This is a genomic window from Pseudochryseolinea flava (assembly GCF_003286915.1).
Lineage (GTDB): Bacteria > Bacteroidota > Bacteroidia > Cytophagales > Cyclobacteriaceae > Ohtaekwangia > Ohtaekwangia flava.
The window spans coordinates 43,534-62,902 of the sequence record NZ_QMFY01000024.1 but is presented as its reverse complement, the minus strand read 5'-3'; the positions used below and the strand labels follow the sequence as shown (position 1 = coordinate 62,902).

Annotated in this window: 18 protein-coding genes; 11 read left to right on the top strand and 7 right to left on the bottom strand. The window is 43.3% G+C overall.

Annotated features, from left to right (window positions below):
• Nucleotides 1-71: 71 nt before the first annotated feature.
• From speD to DQQ10_RS26145, 8 genes are read left to right on the top strand one after another with little or no spacing between them, the layout of a single operon-like run.
• A complete protein-coding gene (gene speD, locus DQQ10_RS26180; protein WP_221409799.1) occupies nucleotides 72-473 on the top strand; it encodes an adenosylmethionine decarboxylase in 402 nt (133 codons plus the stop codon).
• A 1-nt stretch (nucleotide 474) separates the two neighbouring features.
• On the top strand, nucleotides 475-1,110 hold the full coding sequence (locus DQQ10_RS26175; RefSeq protein WP_133259770.1) for a hypothetical protein: 636 nt from the start codon (nucleotides 475-477) through the stop codon (nucleotides 1,108-1,110).
• A gap of 55 nt (nucleotides 1,111-1,165) precedes the next feature.
• Nucleotides 1,166-2,347, top strand: coding sequence for a DUF4178 domain-containing protein (locus tag DQQ10_RS26170; RefSeq protein ID WP_165824133.1), 1,182 nt, complete (start codon nucleotides 1,166-1,168; stop codon nucleotides 2,345-2,347).
• A 7-nt stretch (nucleotides 2,348-2,354) separates the two neighbouring features.
• Entirely contained in the window at nucleotides 2,355-2,537 is a 183-nt protein-coding gene (locus DQQ10_RS26165) for a hypothetical protein (RefSeq protein ID WP_112749908.1), read from the top strand.
• A gap of 14 nt (nucleotides 2,538-2,551) precedes the next feature.
• Nucleotides 2,552-2,758: a DUF350 domain-containing protein gene (locus DQQ10_RS26160; protein ID WP_112749907.1), complete on the top strand. Its 207-nt coding sequence runs from the start codon at nucleotides 2,552-2,554 to the stop codon at nucleotides 2,756-2,758.
• Nucleotides 2,759-2,767: 9 nt separating this feature from the next.
• Nucleotides 2,768-4,294: a polyamine aminopropyltransferase gene (locus DQQ10_RS26155; RefSeq protein ID WP_112749906.1), complete on the top strand. Its 1,527-nt coding sequence runs from the start codon at nucleotides 2,768-2,770 to the stop codon at nucleotides 4,292-4,294.
• A 17-nt stretch (nucleotides 4,295-4,311) separates the two neighbouring features.
• Complete coding sequence (locus DQQ10_RS26150) at nucleotides 4,312-5,895, top strand: NAD(P)-binding protein (RefSeq protein ID WP_165824132.1); 1,584 nt, start codon at nucleotides 4,312-4,314, stop codon at nucleotides 5,893-5,895.
• Entirely contained in the window at nucleotides 5,874-6,926 is a 1,053-nt protein-coding gene (locus DQQ10_RS26145) for a hypothetical protein (RefSeq protein WP_112749904.1), read from the top strand. The genes DQQ10_RS26150 and DQQ10_RS26145 overlap by 22 nt, the downstream gene beginning before the upstream one ends.
• A gap of 3 nt (nucleotides 6,927-6,929) precedes the next feature.
• Here DQQ10_RS26145 and DQQ10_RS26140 read toward each other — a convergent pair whose 3' ends face one another.
• The 7 genes from DQQ10_RS26140 to DQQ10_RS26110 form a co-directional block, all read right to left on the bottom strand.
• On the bottom strand, nucleotides 6,930-8,033 hold the full coding sequence (locus tag DQQ10_RS26140) for a family 20 glycosylhydrolase (RefSeq protein WP_112749903.1): 1,104 nt from the start codon (nucleotides 8,031-8,033) through the stop codon (nucleotides 6,930-6,932).
• Nucleotides 8,034-8,177: 144 nt separating this feature from the next.
• Nucleotides 8,178-9,626: a baeRF7 domain-containing protein gene (locus DQQ10_RS26135; protein ID WP_112749902.1), complete on the bottom strand. Its 1,449-nt coding sequence runs from the start codon at nucleotides 9,624-9,626 to the stop codon at nucleotides 8,178-8,180.
• Between the two features lie 123 nt (nucleotides 9,627-9,749).
• A complete protein-coding gene (locus DQQ10_RS26130) occupies nucleotides 9,750-11,456 on the bottom strand; it encodes a sodium:solute symporter (protein WP_112749901.1) in 1,707 nt (568 codons plus the stop codon).
• A gap of 144 nt (nucleotides 11,457-11,600) precedes the next feature.
• The gene (locus DQQ10_RS26125) at nucleotides 11,601-14,120 is read right to left on the bottom strand and encodes a PIG-L family deacetylase (RefSeq protein WP_112749900.1); all 2,520 of its coding nucleotides are present in this window, start codon (nucleotides 14,118-14,120) and stop codon (nucleotides 11,601-11,603) included.
• Nucleotides 14,121-14,214: 94 nt separating this feature from the next.
• Nucleotides 14,215-14,673, bottom strand: a complete 459-nt coding sequence (locus tag DQQ10_RS26120) for a hypothetical protein (protein WP_112749899.1) — start codon at nucleotides 14,671-14,673, stop codon at nucleotides 14,215-14,217.
• Between the two features lie 84 nt (nucleotides 14,674-14,757).
• A complete protein-coding gene (thyA, locus tag DQQ10_RS26115) occupies nucleotides 14,758-15,552 on the bottom strand; it encodes a thymidylate synthase (protein ID WP_112749898.1) in 795 nt (264 codons plus the stop codon).
• Between the two features lie 115 nt (nucleotides 15,553-15,667).
• Nucleotides 15,668-16,531, bottom strand: a complete 864-nt coding sequence (locus DQQ10_RS26110) for a hypothetical protein (protein WP_112749897.1) — start codon at nucleotides 16,529-16,531, stop codon at nucleotides 15,668-15,670.
• A 105-nt stretch (nucleotides 16,532-16,636) separates the two neighbouring features.
• Between DQQ10_RS26110 and DQQ10_RS26105 the strand changes: the two genes are divergently transcribed.
• The 3 genes from DQQ10_RS26105 (at nucleotide 16,637) to DQQ10_RS26095 (ending at nucleotide 19,355) form a co-directional block, all read left to right on the top strand.
• A complete protein-coding gene (locus tag DQQ10_RS26105) occupies nucleotides 16,637-17,308 on the top strand; it encodes a DUF4159 domain-containing protein (RefSeq protein ID WP_112749896.1) in 672 nt (223 codons plus the stop codon).
• Nucleotides 17,309-17,415: 107 nt separating this feature from the next.
• Nucleotides 17,416-17,778 carry a BlaI/MecI/CopY family transcriptional regulator gene (locus tag DQQ10_RS26100; RefSeq protein ID WP_112749895.1) on the top strand — a complete coding sequence of 121 codons (363 nt, stop codon included), beginning with the start codon at nucleotides 17,416-17,418 and terminating at the stop codon, nucleotides 17,776-17,778.
• Nucleotides 17,775-19,355, top strand: coding sequence for an energy transducer TonB (locus DQQ10_RS26095; protein ID WP_112749894.1), 1,581 nt, complete (start codon nucleotides 17,775-17,777; stop codon nucleotides 19,353-19,355). The genes DQQ10_RS26100 and DQQ10_RS26095 overlap by 4 nt, the downstream gene beginning before the upstream one ends.
• The last annotated feature ends 14 nt before the right edge of the window (nucleotides 19,356-19,369 follow it).

Here is a 19,369-nt window from a genome sequence, read left to right as displayed (position 1 = left end):
TAAACAGGTTATGTTATCATATTGAATTCTAAGTAAAAAATTCTTAACCTTACAGACTATACACTGACGACTTGAACACGATTAACCCCGAACCCCTCAAGACGACCGACGTTGTAAGCCATGAGACTATTCCCGGTTTGCACATCATCGCCAACTTCAAGACAACGTACAAATCACGCTTGTTGGAATACAGCGCTTTCAAGAGCTTTGTCCTGCTACTCATGGAGGAATTTAACCTCACCAGTGTTGGAGAAGTTTATCATAATTTTCCCAATGGTGGTTTTACAGGCGTTGTCTGTCTTACTGAATCTCATCTTTCGATCCATACTTGGCCGGAACAAGACTATTTGACTTTTGACGTCTTCCTCTCTAATTATTTGAAAGACAATCGCGTTACAACAGAGGCCATTTACAAAGCTATTCAAGGGTTCTTCCAAGCCAAGGTAGTATTCGAACAGGTTATTACACGTTAACGTGAAAAAAAACGACGTTCTAAGTTGCCCAGAATGCAAGACATTGCACACCGTGCAACTATCGCCTGCTGCGTATCTTTTTTGCCGACATTGCCATGAGTTTATTGGCGCCCACAATTTACCGCCAATATTACGGTCTGATAAATTTCCGGATGACTGGAGTTTTATTCAATATGGTTCCGCGGGAAAATACAAAGAGCATGATTTCAAAATCATTGGACGCGTACGGCTTCAACTTCGGAACGACTATAAAAATTTTTGGACCGCAGAATACAAAAATGGCGAGCTTCTTTGGATCGTAGAATCGTTTGGAAGCTTTGGCGTTTTCTCCGGATCATGGTTAGACTTTCAAGGAAATCATAAAAACCTTCGGGCAGGCAAATCTATTGACATCGGCGCGCTGGAAAAGATTTTCGGGGAATACGTTGAAAAATGCGAAGCTATTCAATACGCAGGTGAGATTGGGCCTTGGCGATATTTTAGTCCCACATTTTTCCTTGTTCAAGCCGGGATCGCCAATGCTGTGGCGCTCTTTACAGTGCGCGGCAATGAGCAAATCCAATTTATGTTCGGTGAAAAAATGACTATCGAACAACTTCACTTCACCAATATTTTACAATGGGATGAGTGGAAGTAACACTATATCGCGCTGTCCAAAGTGTAACGCAGAAAATGTACTTCGCGGAAAAGCGATGACGACAAATCTTTCGTGTTACTACTGTAATATTTATTATACGATCGGCAAATACAAGACCGAGATGGTTACGTTCAACCACAAAGAAGAACCTGTGTTGCCAATCGGATTAAAAGGTAGAATTGACAACGTCGTCTACGAAGTGATGGGGTTTGTTGTCAAGAAGGAACGTCGGTATAAGTACAGTTGGAATGAATATTTGCTTTTCAATCCTTTTCACGGATATGCATTTCTTTCAACGTATGACGGCCATTGGAACTTTATTTGGCCAATTGAAGACACGCCTCCGCCAAATGAGAATGATTTCTATTATACATTTGAAGGAACTCGCTATGATCTTTATCAGAAGTATTCGGCAGATGTTGTGTATGCTAAAGGAGAATTTTTCTTCGACGTGTTTGAGATCACTGAATCCACAGCCAACAGAGAATTTATCGCGCCTCCATTTCTGTATGGTGTCGAAAAAAGTGACGACAGTCTGCTAAGTTTTAAAGGAGAATACGTCACGCGCAGAGAAGTCGCTAAAGCATTTGACATTGATTTATCGACACTTCCACCGAAGCAAGGCATTGGATACACGCAACCGACAGGGACTTCATTTTCACAGCGATCGTTGGTAACGGTCACGGCCATATTGATTGGCGTCGCGTTAATTATCCAACTATTTTTTAACTCCACGGCAGAGGAGAAAGAAGTATTTCAGGGCCGGTACAGCCAAACGGAAATGAATGAACAAAAATTCATAAAAACGGAATCGTTCAATCTTTCTGGCGGAGAGAAGAGTGTTGAGGTGGATATCTGGGCACCGGTATCCAATGATTATTTCTTTGCGGAATTTTCATTGATCAATGAAGAAACGGGTGCTGAATATTCATTTGCCAAGGAGATAGAATATTATCTTGGATATGAAGACGGTGAATCGTGGTCGGAAGGTTCTACTTACGGAGAAGCTTTCATATCACAAATCCCTGGCGGAAGATATCATATTAATATTTATCCTGAGTTCGGAAGAAACGCTCATGAATTCACCATACGCGTCATACGTGACGTGCCATCGAATATGAACTTCATGATACTGGCAATCGCATTGGTCATAGTTCCTGTGATTTTTGGTATTCGTAAAAGAGTTGTTGAGGGACGACGCTGGCAAGACAGTAATTATTCACCTTACGATTCATAGATGTTTTATGAAATTAGTTGACCTTAAAGCATTAAAATATTTCATCGCTTATGGCGTAATGATTGTTGGGTTCTTTACCTATTCTGGCATCGTTGGAAAGAAATGGTTCAATCCAACGCCAACACATCGTGAGGGACAACCGGGCACATCGCATCGCGTGCATGGAACAGGATATCGCTACCACAAATAATAAATATCTGAGATATGGAATGGAAATATGTAATTGCATCAATTGTTTTTTCACTGGTTGGGATTTTCATTTTAGGGATCTGTTTTTGGATCTTCGAGAAAATCACACCTGAGAATCTTTGGAAGGAAATCATTGAGAAAAACAACACGGCACTTGCGATCGTCGCCGGTGCGTTCATGATTGCCATGGGTATCATCATTGGTTCTGCCATTCACAGCTAACCAATCTGTATGAAAAATTCTGGAGATAAAGCGGGAAGCTTTCAGTGGCTACTGCTCATTTCCGTTTTTATTGTCGCAACGTGCGGACTCATTTACGAACTCGTTGCAGGAACCCTTGCCAGTTATTTGCTTGGCGATTCCGTGACTCAGTTCTCTACCATCATTGGTACCTATCTTTTCGCAATGGGCATTGGATCGTATCTATCACGATTCTTAAACAACAACTTGCTCACCTGGTTCATCACCATTGAACTTCTCGTTGGCATGGTGGGAGGATTCAGCGCTGGTATACTTTTCATTCTCTTCGAACAAATTGTCTATTTCCGTGTCATCTTATACAGCTTAGTGATGGCGACCGGAATTCTCGTTGGCTTAGAGTTGCCGCTCTTAATGCGAATCCTTAAAGACCGTGTCGAATTTGGCGACCTCGTTTCCAAAATATTTACCTTCGATTACATCGGCGCTCTTTTTGCATCGCTCCTATTTCCGCTCATTCTTATTCCCTACTTCGGTTTACTTCGAACATCTTTCTTCTTTGGATTTTTAAATGTTGTTGTTGCCTGGATCGTTGCATACCGGTTAAAGAAAGACATCAAACATTATTCTTCATTGAAATGGTCAGCGATCATTTGTCTGTTGTGTTTAGGAATGGGGTTCGTTCTTTCCGACAAGCTCACCGAATTTTCCGAGTCTCTCACCTACCCTGACAAAATCGTCTACACAAAATCAAGTCCATACCAACGCATAGTCATTACGAAGAGCGCGATCGACTGGCGACTATTTCTCAACGGGAATCTTCAATTCAGTTCTGCTGATGAATACCGGTATCATGAAGCATTAATCCATCCCGGAATGTCGGTCATTAAAAACCCTAAAAACGTTTTGGTGTTGGGCGGCGGAGATGGAATGGCTGTGCGAGAAATCTTAAAGTATCCAAGTGTCGATTCTATTTTGCTCGTTGATCTTGACGAAGCTGTTACGAAACTATTCCGCTCCAACACCGCCTTGATGTCGTTGAACAGTCACGCGCTTCTGTCGTCGAAATTAAAAGTAGTTAATCAAGACGCCTTTGTTTGGATTCGACAGCAGCATAAAAAATTTGATTTCATCGTGATGGACTTTCCAGATCCATCGAATTATTCCCTCGGAAAGTTGTACTCCACGACTTTCTATCACGAAGTTAAGAAGATTCTCAACCCCAACGGCCAACTCGTAATCCAATCAACATCGCCCTTCGTTGCACGCAAGTCTTTTTGGATCATCAACGAAACACTTCAGCATATAGGGTTTCTCACAAAGCCTTACCATTGCTTCGTACCATCGTTTGGTGAATGGGGATTTGTTTTGGCTACCAACAGTAACGAAACCCACGATGCGAAACTTCCGCGAAATCTAAAATTTGTCAGTCGAGAAACATTGCCACAGCTTTTTGTTTTTCCACCAGACATGGATCGCGTTGAGAGCTCTTATAATACGTTAAACAACCAGGTACTTGTCAATACATTCGAAAAAGAATGGGCTGATTACACACGATGATTACACGTCGAAACTTCATGCGCCAATCACTTCAAGCAGCAGTAGGCACGACGTTACTAACGCCGGCCTTTAACGCATGCACGTCGGAACACATCATCACAGGAAAGGTGATCGGCCCAAACGCAGCTTTAGGACATCGTCTGCGGGACATGAAATTCGAGTCACCGACACAATCAAAATCCACCGATGTATTGATTGTAGGTGGCGGCGTTGCAGCACTGTCCGCAGCAAGGGTATTGAAACAAAACAATGTGTCGTTTCATTTATTAGAGCTCGGCACCGAAGCAGGCGGAAATTCTGTCGCTGGAAAAAATCATGTGACTGCGTATCCTTGGGGAGCACACTATCTTCCATTACCCAACCATAACGATCCCGAACTTATTGCATTCTTAAAAGAAGCCGGGGTGATTATTGGTGAAGCGAATGGTCTACCTGTTTTTCAAGATTACTATTTATGTTTTGACCCAAAGGAACGACTATACATTAACAACTTCTGGCAAGACAGTTTACTTCCGCATGAAGGTATCTCTCTCGCGGAACGGGAAGAAATCGATCGCTTCACAACGCTGATGCACGAGTACAAAATCATGAAGGGCCGTGACGGCAAGGACGCGTTTACGATTCCGATTGCAATGAGCTCGCAAGATGATGTCTTCCTGGCACTCGATAAGATCAGCATGCACACATTCCTGATACAACATGATTTTCATTCAGAGGCTCTGCACTGGTATGTTGATTATTGCTGTGCCGACGACTTTGGCGCAACATCGCGTGACGTCTCTGCCTGGGCCGGAATTCATTATTTTGCATCGCGAAAAGGAAGAGCCGCAAACGCCTCTGATGATACCCTGTTGACTTGGCCTGAAGGAAACAACTTTCTCGTCAAGAAACTGCAAGCGTATTGCCAGGACGAAATTGAAACCAATGCTTTAGTGTATGGTATTACCATTAAGGATGACGGCGTTGAAGTACTCTTTTTTGATGCAAAGGAAAATCGTACCGTTAGCTATCACGCTAGGCAAGTAATTCTTGCAACGCCGCAGTACATAAACAACAGAATATTTCCGCAAGGCAAAACGGTTTCCCAATCATTTCAATATGCGCCGTGGATGATTGCTAACATAACGATCGGGAGTTCATTGAGCGAACGTAAAGGAGAACAAATAGCGTGGGACAATGTAATTTTTGGGAGCCAATCATTAGGCTACGTAAACGCGTCCCATCAATACGTTGGCATTGCTACAGCGGAGAAAGTGCTGACGTATTACTACCCGCTGACGGGAAGTGACACCACATCTGAAAGGCGCCGCGCCTATGAAAGAGGGTACGATGATTGGAAAGAGATTATTCTGAAAGATCTTTCAAAAGCCCATCCAAACATAGCGAAGGAAATTACGAACATCGACATCTGGATTTGGGGGCATGGAATGATTCGTCCTGCACCAGGCCTCATCTGGGGACAAGAAATTAGAGAAGTCGCTGCAAGCGTTGATCAGAAAATTTTCAAAGCTCACTCTGACCTTAGCGGAATTTCAATTTTTGAAGAAGCCTTTTACCAAGGCCATCAAGCTGCAAAATTATGTCTGAAGCATCGACCATAAAATCACATTGGCTAACCGATCCGGTAAAAGAAGGTTGGATAATCATGGTCCCTTCGATTGTGCCGGTTTTAGGCGTATTATTTTTTAATAATTACTTCTCGACTAATACCGTATCAACGCTTTGGTGGCTGATCTTGGTCGTTTGCATTGATGTGAGTCACGTGTATAGCACGCTCTTTCGGATGTATTGGGACAAGCATACATTCGATCGCTACAAAAGCTTGTTGGTAATCATTCCGATAATTTCTTTTGCCGTCGGATTTGCCATCCACTTTTATAACGACATGATTTTTTGGAGGGTACTCGCATACATTGCCGTGTTCCATTTCATTCGACAACAATATGGATTTATGCGCTTGTACGCTCGTAAAGAAAATAACAATCGATGGATAAAGTGGATCGATACAGTATCAATTTACAATGCAACGATTTTTCCAATACTGTATTGGCACATTCATCTCACGAATCAAATCAATTGGTTTGTCAAAGATGATTTCGTCGCACTAAATTTTCAACACAGTGAAATACTGATTGCGGTGTATATTATCATTGGTGCGACATATGTGATAAAAGAGGGATGGTTGTCGCTGCAGCGTAAACAATTTAATCTTCCCAAAAATCTAATCATGATCGGAACCTACGCTTCATGGTACGTTGGTATCGTGATGTTCCAAGGTGATTTAATCTTCACTTTTTTGAATGTAGTAGCGCACGGTATTCCGTACATGGGTTTGGTATGGCTTTACGGAGAAAAGAAAGCTACGAGAAATTTTAACTTCGGATGGAAAGGCGTGGTGATCTTTTTAAGCGTGTTGATTTTGTTTGCCTATTTCGAAGAAGCGATTTGGGATGCATGGGTGTGGCGCGATCATGAACAAGTATTTTCATGGTTACCAACGGTGATGACACCCATTAGTAATTCATGGGTGCTATCAATCGTTGTACCATTGCTCGTGCTTCCGCAAATCACGCATTACATACTCGATGGCTTTATCTGGAAGTTTTCAAGTGATGCACGCGCACGCATCTAGTATCTATTTCACAAAAATCGTTCTGAAACAATTCCAAGGTGTGTTGATCTCATTTCCCGTAGCTGGGGTTTTGCTATAGTACCCTTTGAGAAAACTCTCTGCATCTGACCAAACAGTTTGCATCATGCCTTGAAAGTTTTCTTTCATTTCAGGCGTCGACTCCTTTCTGAAACGGATCATATCTTGATATTGAACTTGGCCTACTGCTGGATTTCTCCACGGACAAGTGATTACCTTAAACCCTTTCATTGCGAAATACACAGGTGTTTTATCTGGTCTTTCATAGTGCCAGTCGCAAATCGTAACATCTTTCGGGATCATGTCTATCGCACGGTGCGTGTAGTTGAAACTACCTTCCCACATACCGATCCCTGTCGTTTTTCCATCAATCAATCGATCTCCCCAAATCCACAAGTTTCGCTTCTTTAGTGCAAGGTGATCACGAATGGTACGCACTTCATTGGCAAAGAGCTCGGCTTTGTCGTGTCCACCACATCTTGGACATTTGTCATCACCGAGATAAAATACCTCATCCATACCAGCATGAAAAGCATCGGTTTCAAATGCGTCACAGAGTTCGTCAACAATATCGAATACAATTTTGTGCACATCAGGATGCAACGGGCAATAGCTTCGACAATACAATCCATCTGGGTTAGGCCAAACATATTTCTCCGGCATTTTTACATGCGGAGTTTCGTCAAACTGCGGATAAGCACGAAGCAGATTATATGTTGTTTCAGCCCAAGACTGATGTCCTAAAAGATTGATCTGGGGAATGAGTCGAATGCTATTTTGCTTGCAAACTGCGACAAGCTTCTTCACATCGGCATTTGATAAAGCAATGCTGTCGCGAAGCTCGGGATGCGTTTGATATTGATAATTAAAATCCACACGCAAGATCAGCACATTTATCTTCCGTGGCGCTAATTCTTCGGCAATGAATTTTACAAATGGATCGACACCAGAAACTGTCGGCGCAGCGATGCAAAATCCGCGAACAGGAAAGGAAGGTTCAACCACTGGTGTTTGCACCAAGTTCTTTTTTTGCGCGTAGCTTGAACTCAAGATGAGCAAAGCAATGAAGCCGAATAGAATATTTTTCATGCAAATAAAAATTACTCATGAAAATAGTAAAAAACTGTATCAGTAAAAATGTGTGCGCAAACGCACGCACATTAATTTAAAAAGTAAGAAGCGCGGCCAACGCTTAGTGTCGTAAGAATAGCCACGCTTTCTTTATTTTTTTCGCTAGTATCTAAGAATTGCGGCCAGCTTCGAATGTGCTGGCATTTCTTCCTTATCGAGTAAGAACACTTCTCCGCCATGCAGCAGCGTTTGAATCACTGCTTTATCCAACAAACATTCATCCTGCTCTTGCTGTTCAGCGTGTAGCGCGAGCACGTTGTCTTGTTCATCGAATTTTCCCCAAAGATGTTCGTTCTTAAGTGCAAACAACACAGAAACCCGACTGTAAAACGCGGCAGGAATTACTTCATCAACAATTGATGATGACAACCCGGCACCGGATGCTACACCATAATTGTCGAGCATTTTCTCTTTTCGCTGTAAGAAATACCGGTGCATCTTTAACTGCGCCGCGTTGGAGAGCGCGTGAATATCGTCATGTTCATGACTACCGTGTATTGACTCTGGCCAGATATGACCATACTGCGCTACTTGCTTGTAAATGGACACGAGATATTCAACACCTGCAAGTAGTAACGGAGCGTTCTCTTTGTTTAGATGATCTTTCCAGAGCGTCTCATCAACTTCATCGAGATACATCGCGATATTTTCTTTGTCATCCGGCTTACCAGCGCCAATCCCATGATAGTTAGCACCACCGCCTGCCCCACTACTTCCTGTACGCCATAATTTTTGATCATCTTTTTCTTCAAAATGAACGACGTCTTCAATTCCATTTGGCATTTCAGGAACAGGAATGTGGGTTAATCCGAAGCGATCACCCTTATAAAACCGCGCTTGCTTCTTGCTGAGTACAAGTAAATAAAAATAGTCCCGTTGTGTAACAATTGGAATGAGCGGACTTAAAAAGAACGAACTGTTGATCAATAATTCGTCTTTCGGTGCGACGGGCATTTTATAATATTTACAATAACCGTCAGCCAGAAAAACCGCTAGCCCACACGTTAGCTCACGCCAAAAACGTTCATTGGCGATCAGTTTGTATCCCGGTGCAACAATTCTATCAGCAAGATCGCCGCTCATGCCATTGGCCTTAAGCTTTGATGATGCTTGCTGAATCCTGCTTTTAAATTCTGTCAAATCATTTTGCTCATTCACGGCAACACCAGCCTTGTGAGTGGGCAAGTAAATGGTTACACAACGCGGTGAAACATATTCCGCTAAGCTTGTAAAAACATCTTGCGACAGTGTAAGAATCTCTTCCACCTCGGTGTCGACTTGTTTTGGAAGAAGAACTTCCTTCTTCGACTTCACATCACCAGAACGTTTCTCATGTTGCTTTTCATCACGTTTAGAGACATTTCGGTTGGGATGTCGTAGCTTCACATCAACGACTTCCTCAGCGAGCCCACCCGTATACTTGTTCGCAATGTCAACGTATTTTTCATATGCACCCGGTGTCGCGAAATTTAATTGCTGATCGATTTCCTTTCCGTTTCCTGAAGGTTTCCCCTTCATAGGATGAAAATTTCCCTCTTTATCTTTTCCCATAGTATTTCATTTTCATTTCAAAAACGAAAGAAAATAACCATACCACCTCTTGCGTAGAAGCACCCAAGTCAGACAGGCGCCCACGGAGGTTTCGACAAATGCAAAATAAGGTCGATTGAAGAATTAAACGCCCTTCTTTTGTTGTGACGGTGTTGACAGGAATAGCTGCAACAAGGCCGCTGTCGCGATGACGATTACACAGCCAATCATGTTGTATAATAGAAACGCCACGTCGGTAAAAAGGTACAACGAAAAGATGCAGATCTCAGAGACTATCGCTGCGCAGAAAACAGCAGTCCCTTTGATCTTCTTGAAATAAAATGCAGTTAAAAATATCCCGAGGATTGTACCGTAAAATAGTGAACCAACAATGTTCACAAACTGGATAAGATTTTCCGCAAAGTTTGCCAGCATGGCGAAGGTCATCGCGAGCAAAGCCCACATTACTGTAAACCAACGAGAAGCCTTTAAATAGTGATCCGGCGAAGCTTCTGCTTTAAAATTTCGTTTGTAGATATCCACAGAGGTGGTCGATGCCAATGCACTCAGCTCACCAGACATAGAAGACATTGCAGCCGAGAACATCACCGCGAGCAACAATCCGATGATGCCGTGCGGAAGATGATTGAGTACAAAATTCAGGAAGATATAATCGGTATCGCTTTCTTTTGCGCCAGGTATTGCCTTTGATATTTTTTGTTTAACCGAATCAGTAATCACGCGTTCTCTCGACTGGTGTACTTGAACTTCGGCGCGAGCCTGGTCGATTGCCTTGTCATCATCTTGGTGAATAGCAGTCAATAGTTCATCTACCGCTTGGCGCTTTTCTGCATGAACAACCGCGTACTGTTTTTCTAACGTGCGAAGTGTATCGCCGTATTCGGTTTGCAACGCGCGCCCCATGAGCACTTGATTGTGAAAAACAGGTGGCTGCGAAAACAAGTAAAATACAAAGACCATCACCCCAATGAATAGAATGATGAACTGCATCGGAATCTTAAGAAGGCCATTGAAGATTAATCCCAACCTGCTTTCCGTCATCGAGCGTCCACCCAGGTAACGCGCCACTTGTGATTGGTCTGTTCCGAAATAGGCTAAAAAAAGAAATGTGCCGGCTATCAAGCCAGACCAAATGTTATAGCGATCTGTAATTTTAAAATCGAGACTCACTAAATTCAGTTTGCCCAAGTTTCCGGCGATCGCAACACTATCTGAAAACGAAACTTGTTCGGGCAACATTGCATAAGCGAGCACCCCTGCCAAAATCATCCCACTCATAATAATCGCCATCTGTTGTCGTTGCGTAAGGCTCACAGCTTTCGTACCACCTGATACAACATAGACGATTACCAATGTTGTGATCAGCACGGTAGTCAGAGACACTGGCCAGTCTAAAATCGTTGACAGTACCAATGACGGCGCATAGAGCGTAATGCCAGCAGAAAGTCCGCGGAGAATTAAAAAGAAAATTGCGGCGAGCGCCCTGGTCTTTGGATCAAATCGCGACTCCAAATACTCGTAGGCTGTGTAAACTTTCAGCTTGTAATATATCGGAACCATGGTGATGGAGATGATCACCATCGCCAACGGGAGTCCAAAATAAAATTGCAAGAAACGCATGCCATCTTGGATTGCCTGCCCCGGCGTTGATAGAAACGTAACGGCACTTGCTTGCGTCGCCATAATAGAAACGCCGATCATCCACCATTTGAGTGAACCATCTCCCTTCAAATAGCTTTCCATCGTGGCGGTCTTACGTGTCTTCCACGTTCCATAACCTACGATAAATATTACTGTTCCTGCAAGTACAATCCAATCCAGATAATTCATGCAAATGCTTGGGTCAGGTAGTAGTAAATGAAAATTTGCAGTACCATTACACCAACTACAAGGATGTACCAGGAAGTCCAGGATTTGAAGAGTGGTGGTTTATTATCCATATGCTTAATGAATGTATCGATGACAACGGTACGTCTACCTGCTTTTCACTTTGCCTTTCACGGGCGACAATTGCTTCGGTTTACCGAGCGAGACAATGTTGGCGAGCAATTTATACGCACCGGACACGCCTTCGGGAAGTTCGCGAAAGAACGAAAGGCCCGTGTACACATAGTAGCCACTGCCATACTTTGCAATCAATAAGCTACCATCCTTGGGCGCTGACTCTTCGCCGTGATCATTCATCGACAAAATCGCGTCGAAACTTGGATCCCAAGTTTCCGGAAAGTACAACCCTCTCTCCTGCACCCATCCAGAAAAATCATCGGTCGTGATCTTATTGGGATAGTTCAAGACAAGATGTTCCGGTTTAAGTAATCTCACCGCCGCATCCTCTTCGGTAACACGATGCCTCGAAAGTTTTAATGGGTACGGTGAAAAATTTTCGGTCTCCAAGTCAAAGTTGTTGTTGTATTGTACAACGAGTGTTCCACCTGTCTTCACATACTCCATGAGGTCTGTCATCATGAAGCGGATTCGTGTATTGGTGTTTAGTGCTCTAATACCCAACACGACTGCATCAACACGTTTCAGATTTTCAGCGGTTACTTCATCATTTTTCATCTCCCAAACTTGGTAGCCCATGTTTCGAAATCCCGCGGGAACATCATCGCCGGCCCCCTTAATGTAGGCAATCGTTTCACCTTCCTTTTTCAAATTCAATCGCACTAACTTGGCCGACGCTTCCGGCATCAATACTTGGAGCGGCAAGTGATCATAGGAAATTATTTGCAGCGCACGATCGAAAGATTTTCCATTCACTTCTGCAACAGCTTTTAATACAGCTGTGATTTCATTCGACGCTGGAATTACTTCGAACGTCTTCAGCTGCTCTTCTTCACGTTCTTTCAATTGGAAAGGAATCGCTTCAGGGACGGCGCGCCACCCTGCTGGCAACTGCAACCGAAGTGAACCTTTCACCGCAGCTGATGAAGACTTTATCCGAACGCTAATCATCTTCGATTTACCGTCGGGGAATATAACGACCTTATCGTTGAGGTTCACAAATACAGGTGGCACAACCTCGAAGCGACGCGTCAATTCGCCTTTGACAGGATCTGTCCACTTGTATATCAAAGGTTTTGTAATGGTGAAGCTCATTCCTTTCAACATAACATCGAGGTGAATTTGAATCGCTGCGTCGTTCTCAGGCTTTCCGATCATTTTAGAATCTTCCACAACAAATTTTCCTGGGCCATGGGGTTCATTCAACCAATACGGACCAGAAAATCGATTTGTCGATGCCACGTTTCTTTTCATCTTGAAGAGCACGGGAATATTATTTTTCAGCGGAAGGTTCAACGTCGAGTCAATATCTAGTCCAGATGCATGCACCTTCGAGATGGTGATGTCGAGTGACGATCGATTAACGAGTTCAAAGAATACATTCGTCTTTTCTCCTGGAGACGCCCAGTATACGTCGGAAGCGGCTTCGATAAACAACGCCATACAATCTTGTATTAGTTGTTCCGTCTCCTTCAACTTACGTACCTTCCAAACACTTTGCTCCAATTTCAAAATCTCTTGGCGAAGCATCAGCAAATTTTCCACGGTCTTTTCAGGATGCTCTTCGTCAAACTCGGCGATAGCTTTGGACACGAGTGTCTGCACTTTCTCCGCTCCTTTTACGCGTGACCATGTTGTGTTAATCCCATCAAATATATCTTTCGTCGCGCGGTCCCCTCTCATATATTCTAAAAACTCCAACTGATTTCCGCGTGTGCCCGCAGAACCGAAGCCTTGGCTCTTGTGTTGGCTTCTACTTCTAGCTGCAATTTCAGAATGCGATTCGCCGAGTAGCGCGTTGTAGTTTCCAATGTTCACGACAATTATTCCCGGTGTATTTTCATTAATTGTTTTATTCCACCATCGGCCAGTGTTCGTATAAAGGCGTTTCGGTTGCCATACGCCAAATGAAGAAGCTAGTTCCGGATAAGCGTTCTTGTCGGCAGAAATATCAAATGCTTCCTGCGCAAGAATCGCCGATGCTGTGTGATGACCGTGACCTGCATCAGTCGTTGGCGGAAAACGCGTGATGATCACATCGGGTTGAAACTGTCGATAAACAGCGATCACATCGTGCATGATCTCATCCTTTCCCCAAACCCTAAAAGTTTCGTCAGCAGATTTCGAGAAACCGAAATCATTGGCGCGCGTAAAAAATTGATCGCCACCATCAATACGTCTTGCTGCAAGCAGTTCTTGCGTTCTAATGAGCCCAAGTTCATCACGGATTTCTGAACCAATCAAATTTTGCCCGCCGTCACCGCGTGTCATCGATAGATATGCTGTCGCGGCTAGCTTTTCATTGGCCATGGCCGTGATAACCCTCGTATTCTCATCATCAGGATGGGCTGCCACATACAACACTGACGTAAGAACATTTAGCTTTTTAAGTTTAAGCTTAATCTGGCCTGCGCTTAGTTTCGTTGTTGGCTGAGAGAAGGAAGGTGAGAGAAGCGAACATGCAAAAATGAAAAGAAACAAACGTTTCATCGATTGGTGGATTTAGGGCCGCATTTACGAGAAAAAAAAGCGACTACGCAACCAAAAATTTGTTAACGGCTTGTTATTGATGTCGCCAAGAACACTAAATTTTACCGCGCTTTTCGCCGTTAACGAGATAGGTACCGTCCGCTTCGAACGCAATTAGAATCCGGCTAAGTGTAGTCTTTTCTTTCGACACAAAGTTTACTTCATACTGGCGTGAGCTAACACCATCTTTGATATCATCCGTAAAACCGAGATCAAGCTTAGCAATCATTCCATTCTCTGCTTTCCGACTAAAAACCACCTGGCCTCGGCTATCTTCAACACGCACGCGTATTTCACCTGCTTCTAATTTTAATACGTTAACATTTAAGATGAGATACGGCAGTACCCCACCCGTTGTAGAGCGAGGCTCATTCCCACCAACTTCAACAACGCTTGAATTAACGTAACGTGTTTTGAATTGAAAATCAAGATTGATAGCAAACTGATCGTTCGGCTTAAACGGTGCCGATTGCTGAAAACAAAAAACAGAGATCAGTAGAATGGCGATCTTCATGGCGCATCGGTTATGAAATCTAAGTTAGCGAAATGAATGAAATTTCTCTAACACTTCGAATGGTCATGATTTCAAACCCTTCGTCTACACGGCAATTGGCGCTTTTATCCCAGGGTGTGATTGATAATTTACGATTTGAAAATCTTCGAACTGATAGTCAAAGATCGATGCAGGTTTACGGCCAATAACCAACTGCGGAAGCGGATGTGGTTCGCGTGATAACTGCAATTTAGCTTGCTCAATGTGATTGGTGTACAAATGCACATCACCACCCGTCCACACAAACTCGCCTGGCAAAAGATCACATTGTTGTGCGAACATGTGCAGCATGAGTGCATACGAAGCGATGTTGAAAGGCACGCCTAAAAAGAAATCTGCACTTCGCTGGTACAACTGACACGACAATTTTCCGTCGGCAACATAAAATTGAAACAACGCGTGACACGGAGGCAACGCCATTTTATCGACTTCAGCAGGATTCCAAGCCGTAACGATGTGGCGTCTTGAATCTGGTTTTTTCCTGATTTGTTCAAGTACCTGTGTAATTTGATCAATTTGTCGACCATCAGGCGCAGGCCAGCTTCTCCATTGGTGCCCGTACACCGGACCGAGCTCGCCATTTTCGTCGGCCCACTCGTCCCAGATAGAAACACCATTATCCTTTAAATACTTGATGTTCGTATCGCCATTCAAAAACCAAAGTAATTCGTAGATGATGGATCGCAGATGAAGCTTCTTGGTTGTTACCAAAGGAAAACCATCTGCCAGGTTAAACCGCATTTGGCGGCCAAAAACAGAATAAGTCCCCGTTCCTGTGCGGTCCGTTTTAAGAGCACCGTTATCAAGAATATCCTGCATCAAATCCAAATACTGCTTCATGGTCCGTTCAATAAAGCATGCAATTAATGCAGTTGATTTAAGATTCTCAAGAAGGTAAAAAAATAAAAAGACCCGATTTCAAGCCAGGTCTTTTTGATAATAGATAACTCACTGATTAGTTATTCGCTACAGACACTTGACGAGAAATTCCATTAACCGTGATTGTAACGGTTCTATCGCACGCTCCAGTGCCGTAGTCGATCACAATCTGCTTACCGTCGGTGTTAAAAACCTTCTCCCCCTGCACGGCCATGAAGATACCTTCATCAACCATACATTCCCGACGGTATACAAGGGTTTCATTGATCTCCATTGTATAAGTCTTGTCAAGGCGCGTTTTACCGCTAGCGCTACCATCCAATAAGATGCGTGGATCTGTTTCATCGCGAACCCAAATGCGGGTAAAATCGGATTCTCTGAGGATGGTCGATCCATCAGGCCAGATTGCCTGGCCATCTTCCAGCACAATGTGGTGCTGCAAGTTGGTCTGCGTCGCATTTGCTTCTTTCACAATGGTACGCTTTCCTTTAAGTTCAATGTCGTTGATTTTGTACGCCTCGAAAGTGGTTACAACCGTAAATCCGTTGGATCCTGCAGGGCCATTAGAATAGGTCAATATGATTTTTCCTTCACGGGTATTACCTCGATAAGTACAGCCATCACCAAAATCGATCGTGATTACACCACTTGTTTTATCGCCCGTCAAAGTGATGGTTGCACAATCTTTCAATCGTCCGTCGTTACTTACGATGTCCGTGGCCACGCGCCCGTTGTTGGTAGCGTTCTCAGTGTCGTAAACAACAGAAGAGCTCACATCGTCAGCATCTTCATAGTAGGCATCGGCTATCGCTTCTTCAGACAGCGCCTGTGCATCTTCTGCATTAAATCGCTTTACTTCATCTTTACAAGACGAAATCACCGTCATGGCGGCAATCGAAGCGGCTGCTGCTGATCTCAGAAACCAATTGTTCATTTTCATAAGTTTGGCTGTTTCAAGTTAATTTGGCAATTAGATGGACTATTCCTGTAAAGGTTTAAGCACTGTTTAAATATTTTCTACATTTTTAGTGCCGATAGATATCCGATGGTAACCAAGAACGTGCGAATTCTTCTTTTTTTACTCCTCGTGGTGAATACCACCGTGGGATTAGGACAAATACCGATAAAGATTGCCAAATTAAAATATGGCGGTGGCGGTGATTGGTATGCGAATAAAACAGCGCTTCCAAATCTTATTGCTTTTTGCAATCGGGAGTTGAATACGACGCTCGCGCCTGAGGAAGACGTTGTTGAGGTTGGAAGTCGAGACATTTTCCTGTATCCCTATATATATATGACAGGGCACGGTAACGTGGTGTTCTCAGATGCTGACGCCGCGAACCTTAGAAAGTACCTTGTTGGTGGTGGCTTTTTGCACATCGACGATAACTACGGGCTTGATAAGTTTGTGCGCATAGAAATGAAAAAGGTTTTTCCGGAAGTTGAATTTGTTGACATTCCTTTCGATCATCCTGTTTACCATCAGAAGTTTGATTTCCCCCGCGGTATTCCCAAAATTCATGAGCATGACGCAAAACCTGCACAGGGCTTAGGGCTATTTTACGAAGGGCGCTTAGTGGTATTCTATTCTTTCGAAACAGATCTGGGGAATGGCTGGGAAGATCAGCGCGTTCACAACGACCCCGAAGAAAAACGCCAACAAGCCTTGCGAATGGGTGCCAACCTAATCGCCTACTGTTTTACACACACGTACTAGCCAACCAGCTCTCCTCCAACCTTTTGCACAAAAGCGTAAAAGATTTGAAAAGAAATTTTGCTTTCTATAACTAATTATTTAGTTTCATACCTAAATCAATAGTAGTTATGAAAGAATTGACAAAAGCGGAAGACCAGGTTATGCAAATACTCTGGAAACTCGGAAAAGGTTTTGTGAAAGACATCGTCGAAGAGATGCCCGACCCGAAGCCCGCGTATAACACCATTTCTACGATTGTCAGAATTCTGGAGACCAAAGGCTTCATCGACCACAAGGCCTATGGAAAAACACATGAGTACTTCCCGTTGGTGAGCAAGGACAAGTACACCAAATTCTATTTGAACAATATGATCAAAGGATATTTCAATGGGTCCTTTCCGAATCTTGTTTCATTCTTCGCGAAAGAGAATAAGTTAGACACATCCGATATTGAGAAGTTGTTAAACGAAATCAAAAACCAAAAGCCATGAATCATTACCTGAACTATATCATCGAAGCCAACATTGGTTTATGCATTGTTTTTGTAATGTACTATCTCCTTTTTCGGAAGGAAACTGATTTCACGTTGCAGCGTAAAGTTCTTTTAGTCGGAATTCTTTTCGCCCTTATTGTACCGCTGATTCATTTCGACAGCCAAACCAAACTCGTTCCTGCACTCAACGACTTTGTGCCAACGTATTGGCTACCTGAAATTACAGTCGGTGTGATTAGCGATGAATCCAAAGCTATCACCGCGGCAAACTCCTATTGGGATGTCGCGATCTATGCCTATGCATTTGGTGTTGCAATCTTTGCAATCCTCTTTTTCATCCAACTTCTTCAAGTGATGCGGCTTATACGAAAATATAAAGGTGAGCCTATCGGAAAATTTCTCATAGCGCGAACACACGACGATCATCCAAACTTTTCTTTTTTCAATTTCATTTTTATTGGAAACGTGAACAGCATCACAGAAAAAGAAACAGCACATATCATTCGTCACGAGATGGTACACAGTGAACGACTACACTCGTTCGACATTCTTACACTCAACGTAATTGCGATCTTCTTTTGGTTCAATCCACTTCTTCGCAGCTACAAAAAGATATTCGTTCAACTTCACGAATTCGAAGCAGATGCGCGCGCTGTCGAGAATGACGAAGTGAATGAGTACTGCAGCCTTCTGGCGAGGGTTGCTTTACAGTCGGCCGACTTCAAAATCGCCAGTCATTTTAATCAGTCACTTACAGTAAAGAGAATTAACATGATGAGAACATTAAAAACTAAAATACACAAATGGAAATTTATAGCCCTAGCGATCATCGCGCCGGTGCTCTTCGTAGCCGTTGCTTGTCAAGATCAAGTTGCTGACGACCTCGATGCTATTGCCAAGAACTCCAGCGCTGCGTTGATCGTGCCGCCACATGTACAGGAAGCTTATGATAAGTTGGTGAAAGAAAATCCCTCATCCACCTATGTCATGATCCAGCCGAATTCAGAAGCCATGGCCAAGATCAAAGAGTTTGAAACAAAATATGGACTTCCAAAATCCGTTCATGTATTTAAAGAAGATCCAAAAGAAAACTTGATCGGTAAAAGCGAAAGCGGCGTTGTTTTTGAAGGTACAAAAGGGCCTGGTGACTTTCTTATTCTTGAGTATAACGACCAAGTTCGTGCACTCAATAATAACGGTTCACCCGATACTGAAGCCGTATTCGCGGTGGTCGAAGAAATGCCAGAATATACGGGAGGAATGTCTTCGTTTAAACAGTTTTTATCCGATAACATTAAGTATCCAGCAGATGCAATTCAGCGAGGAATTTCCGCTACACTCTTTGCTAATTTCATTGTTAACAAGGACGGATCTATCTCGGATGTAAAAGTAATACAAGCAAAATATGCTTCAGCCAACGGCGAACTAAAGGAAAATGAATTGCCATCAACCATTGCCGACAAATTTACAAACGAAGCGATTCGCGTAATTCAGGCTATGCCGAAGTGGAGACCTGGAAAGCAAAATGGAAAAAATGTGCGTGTACGTTTTGTCGTGCCGATCAATTTTCAATAGCGATCTCAAAAAAG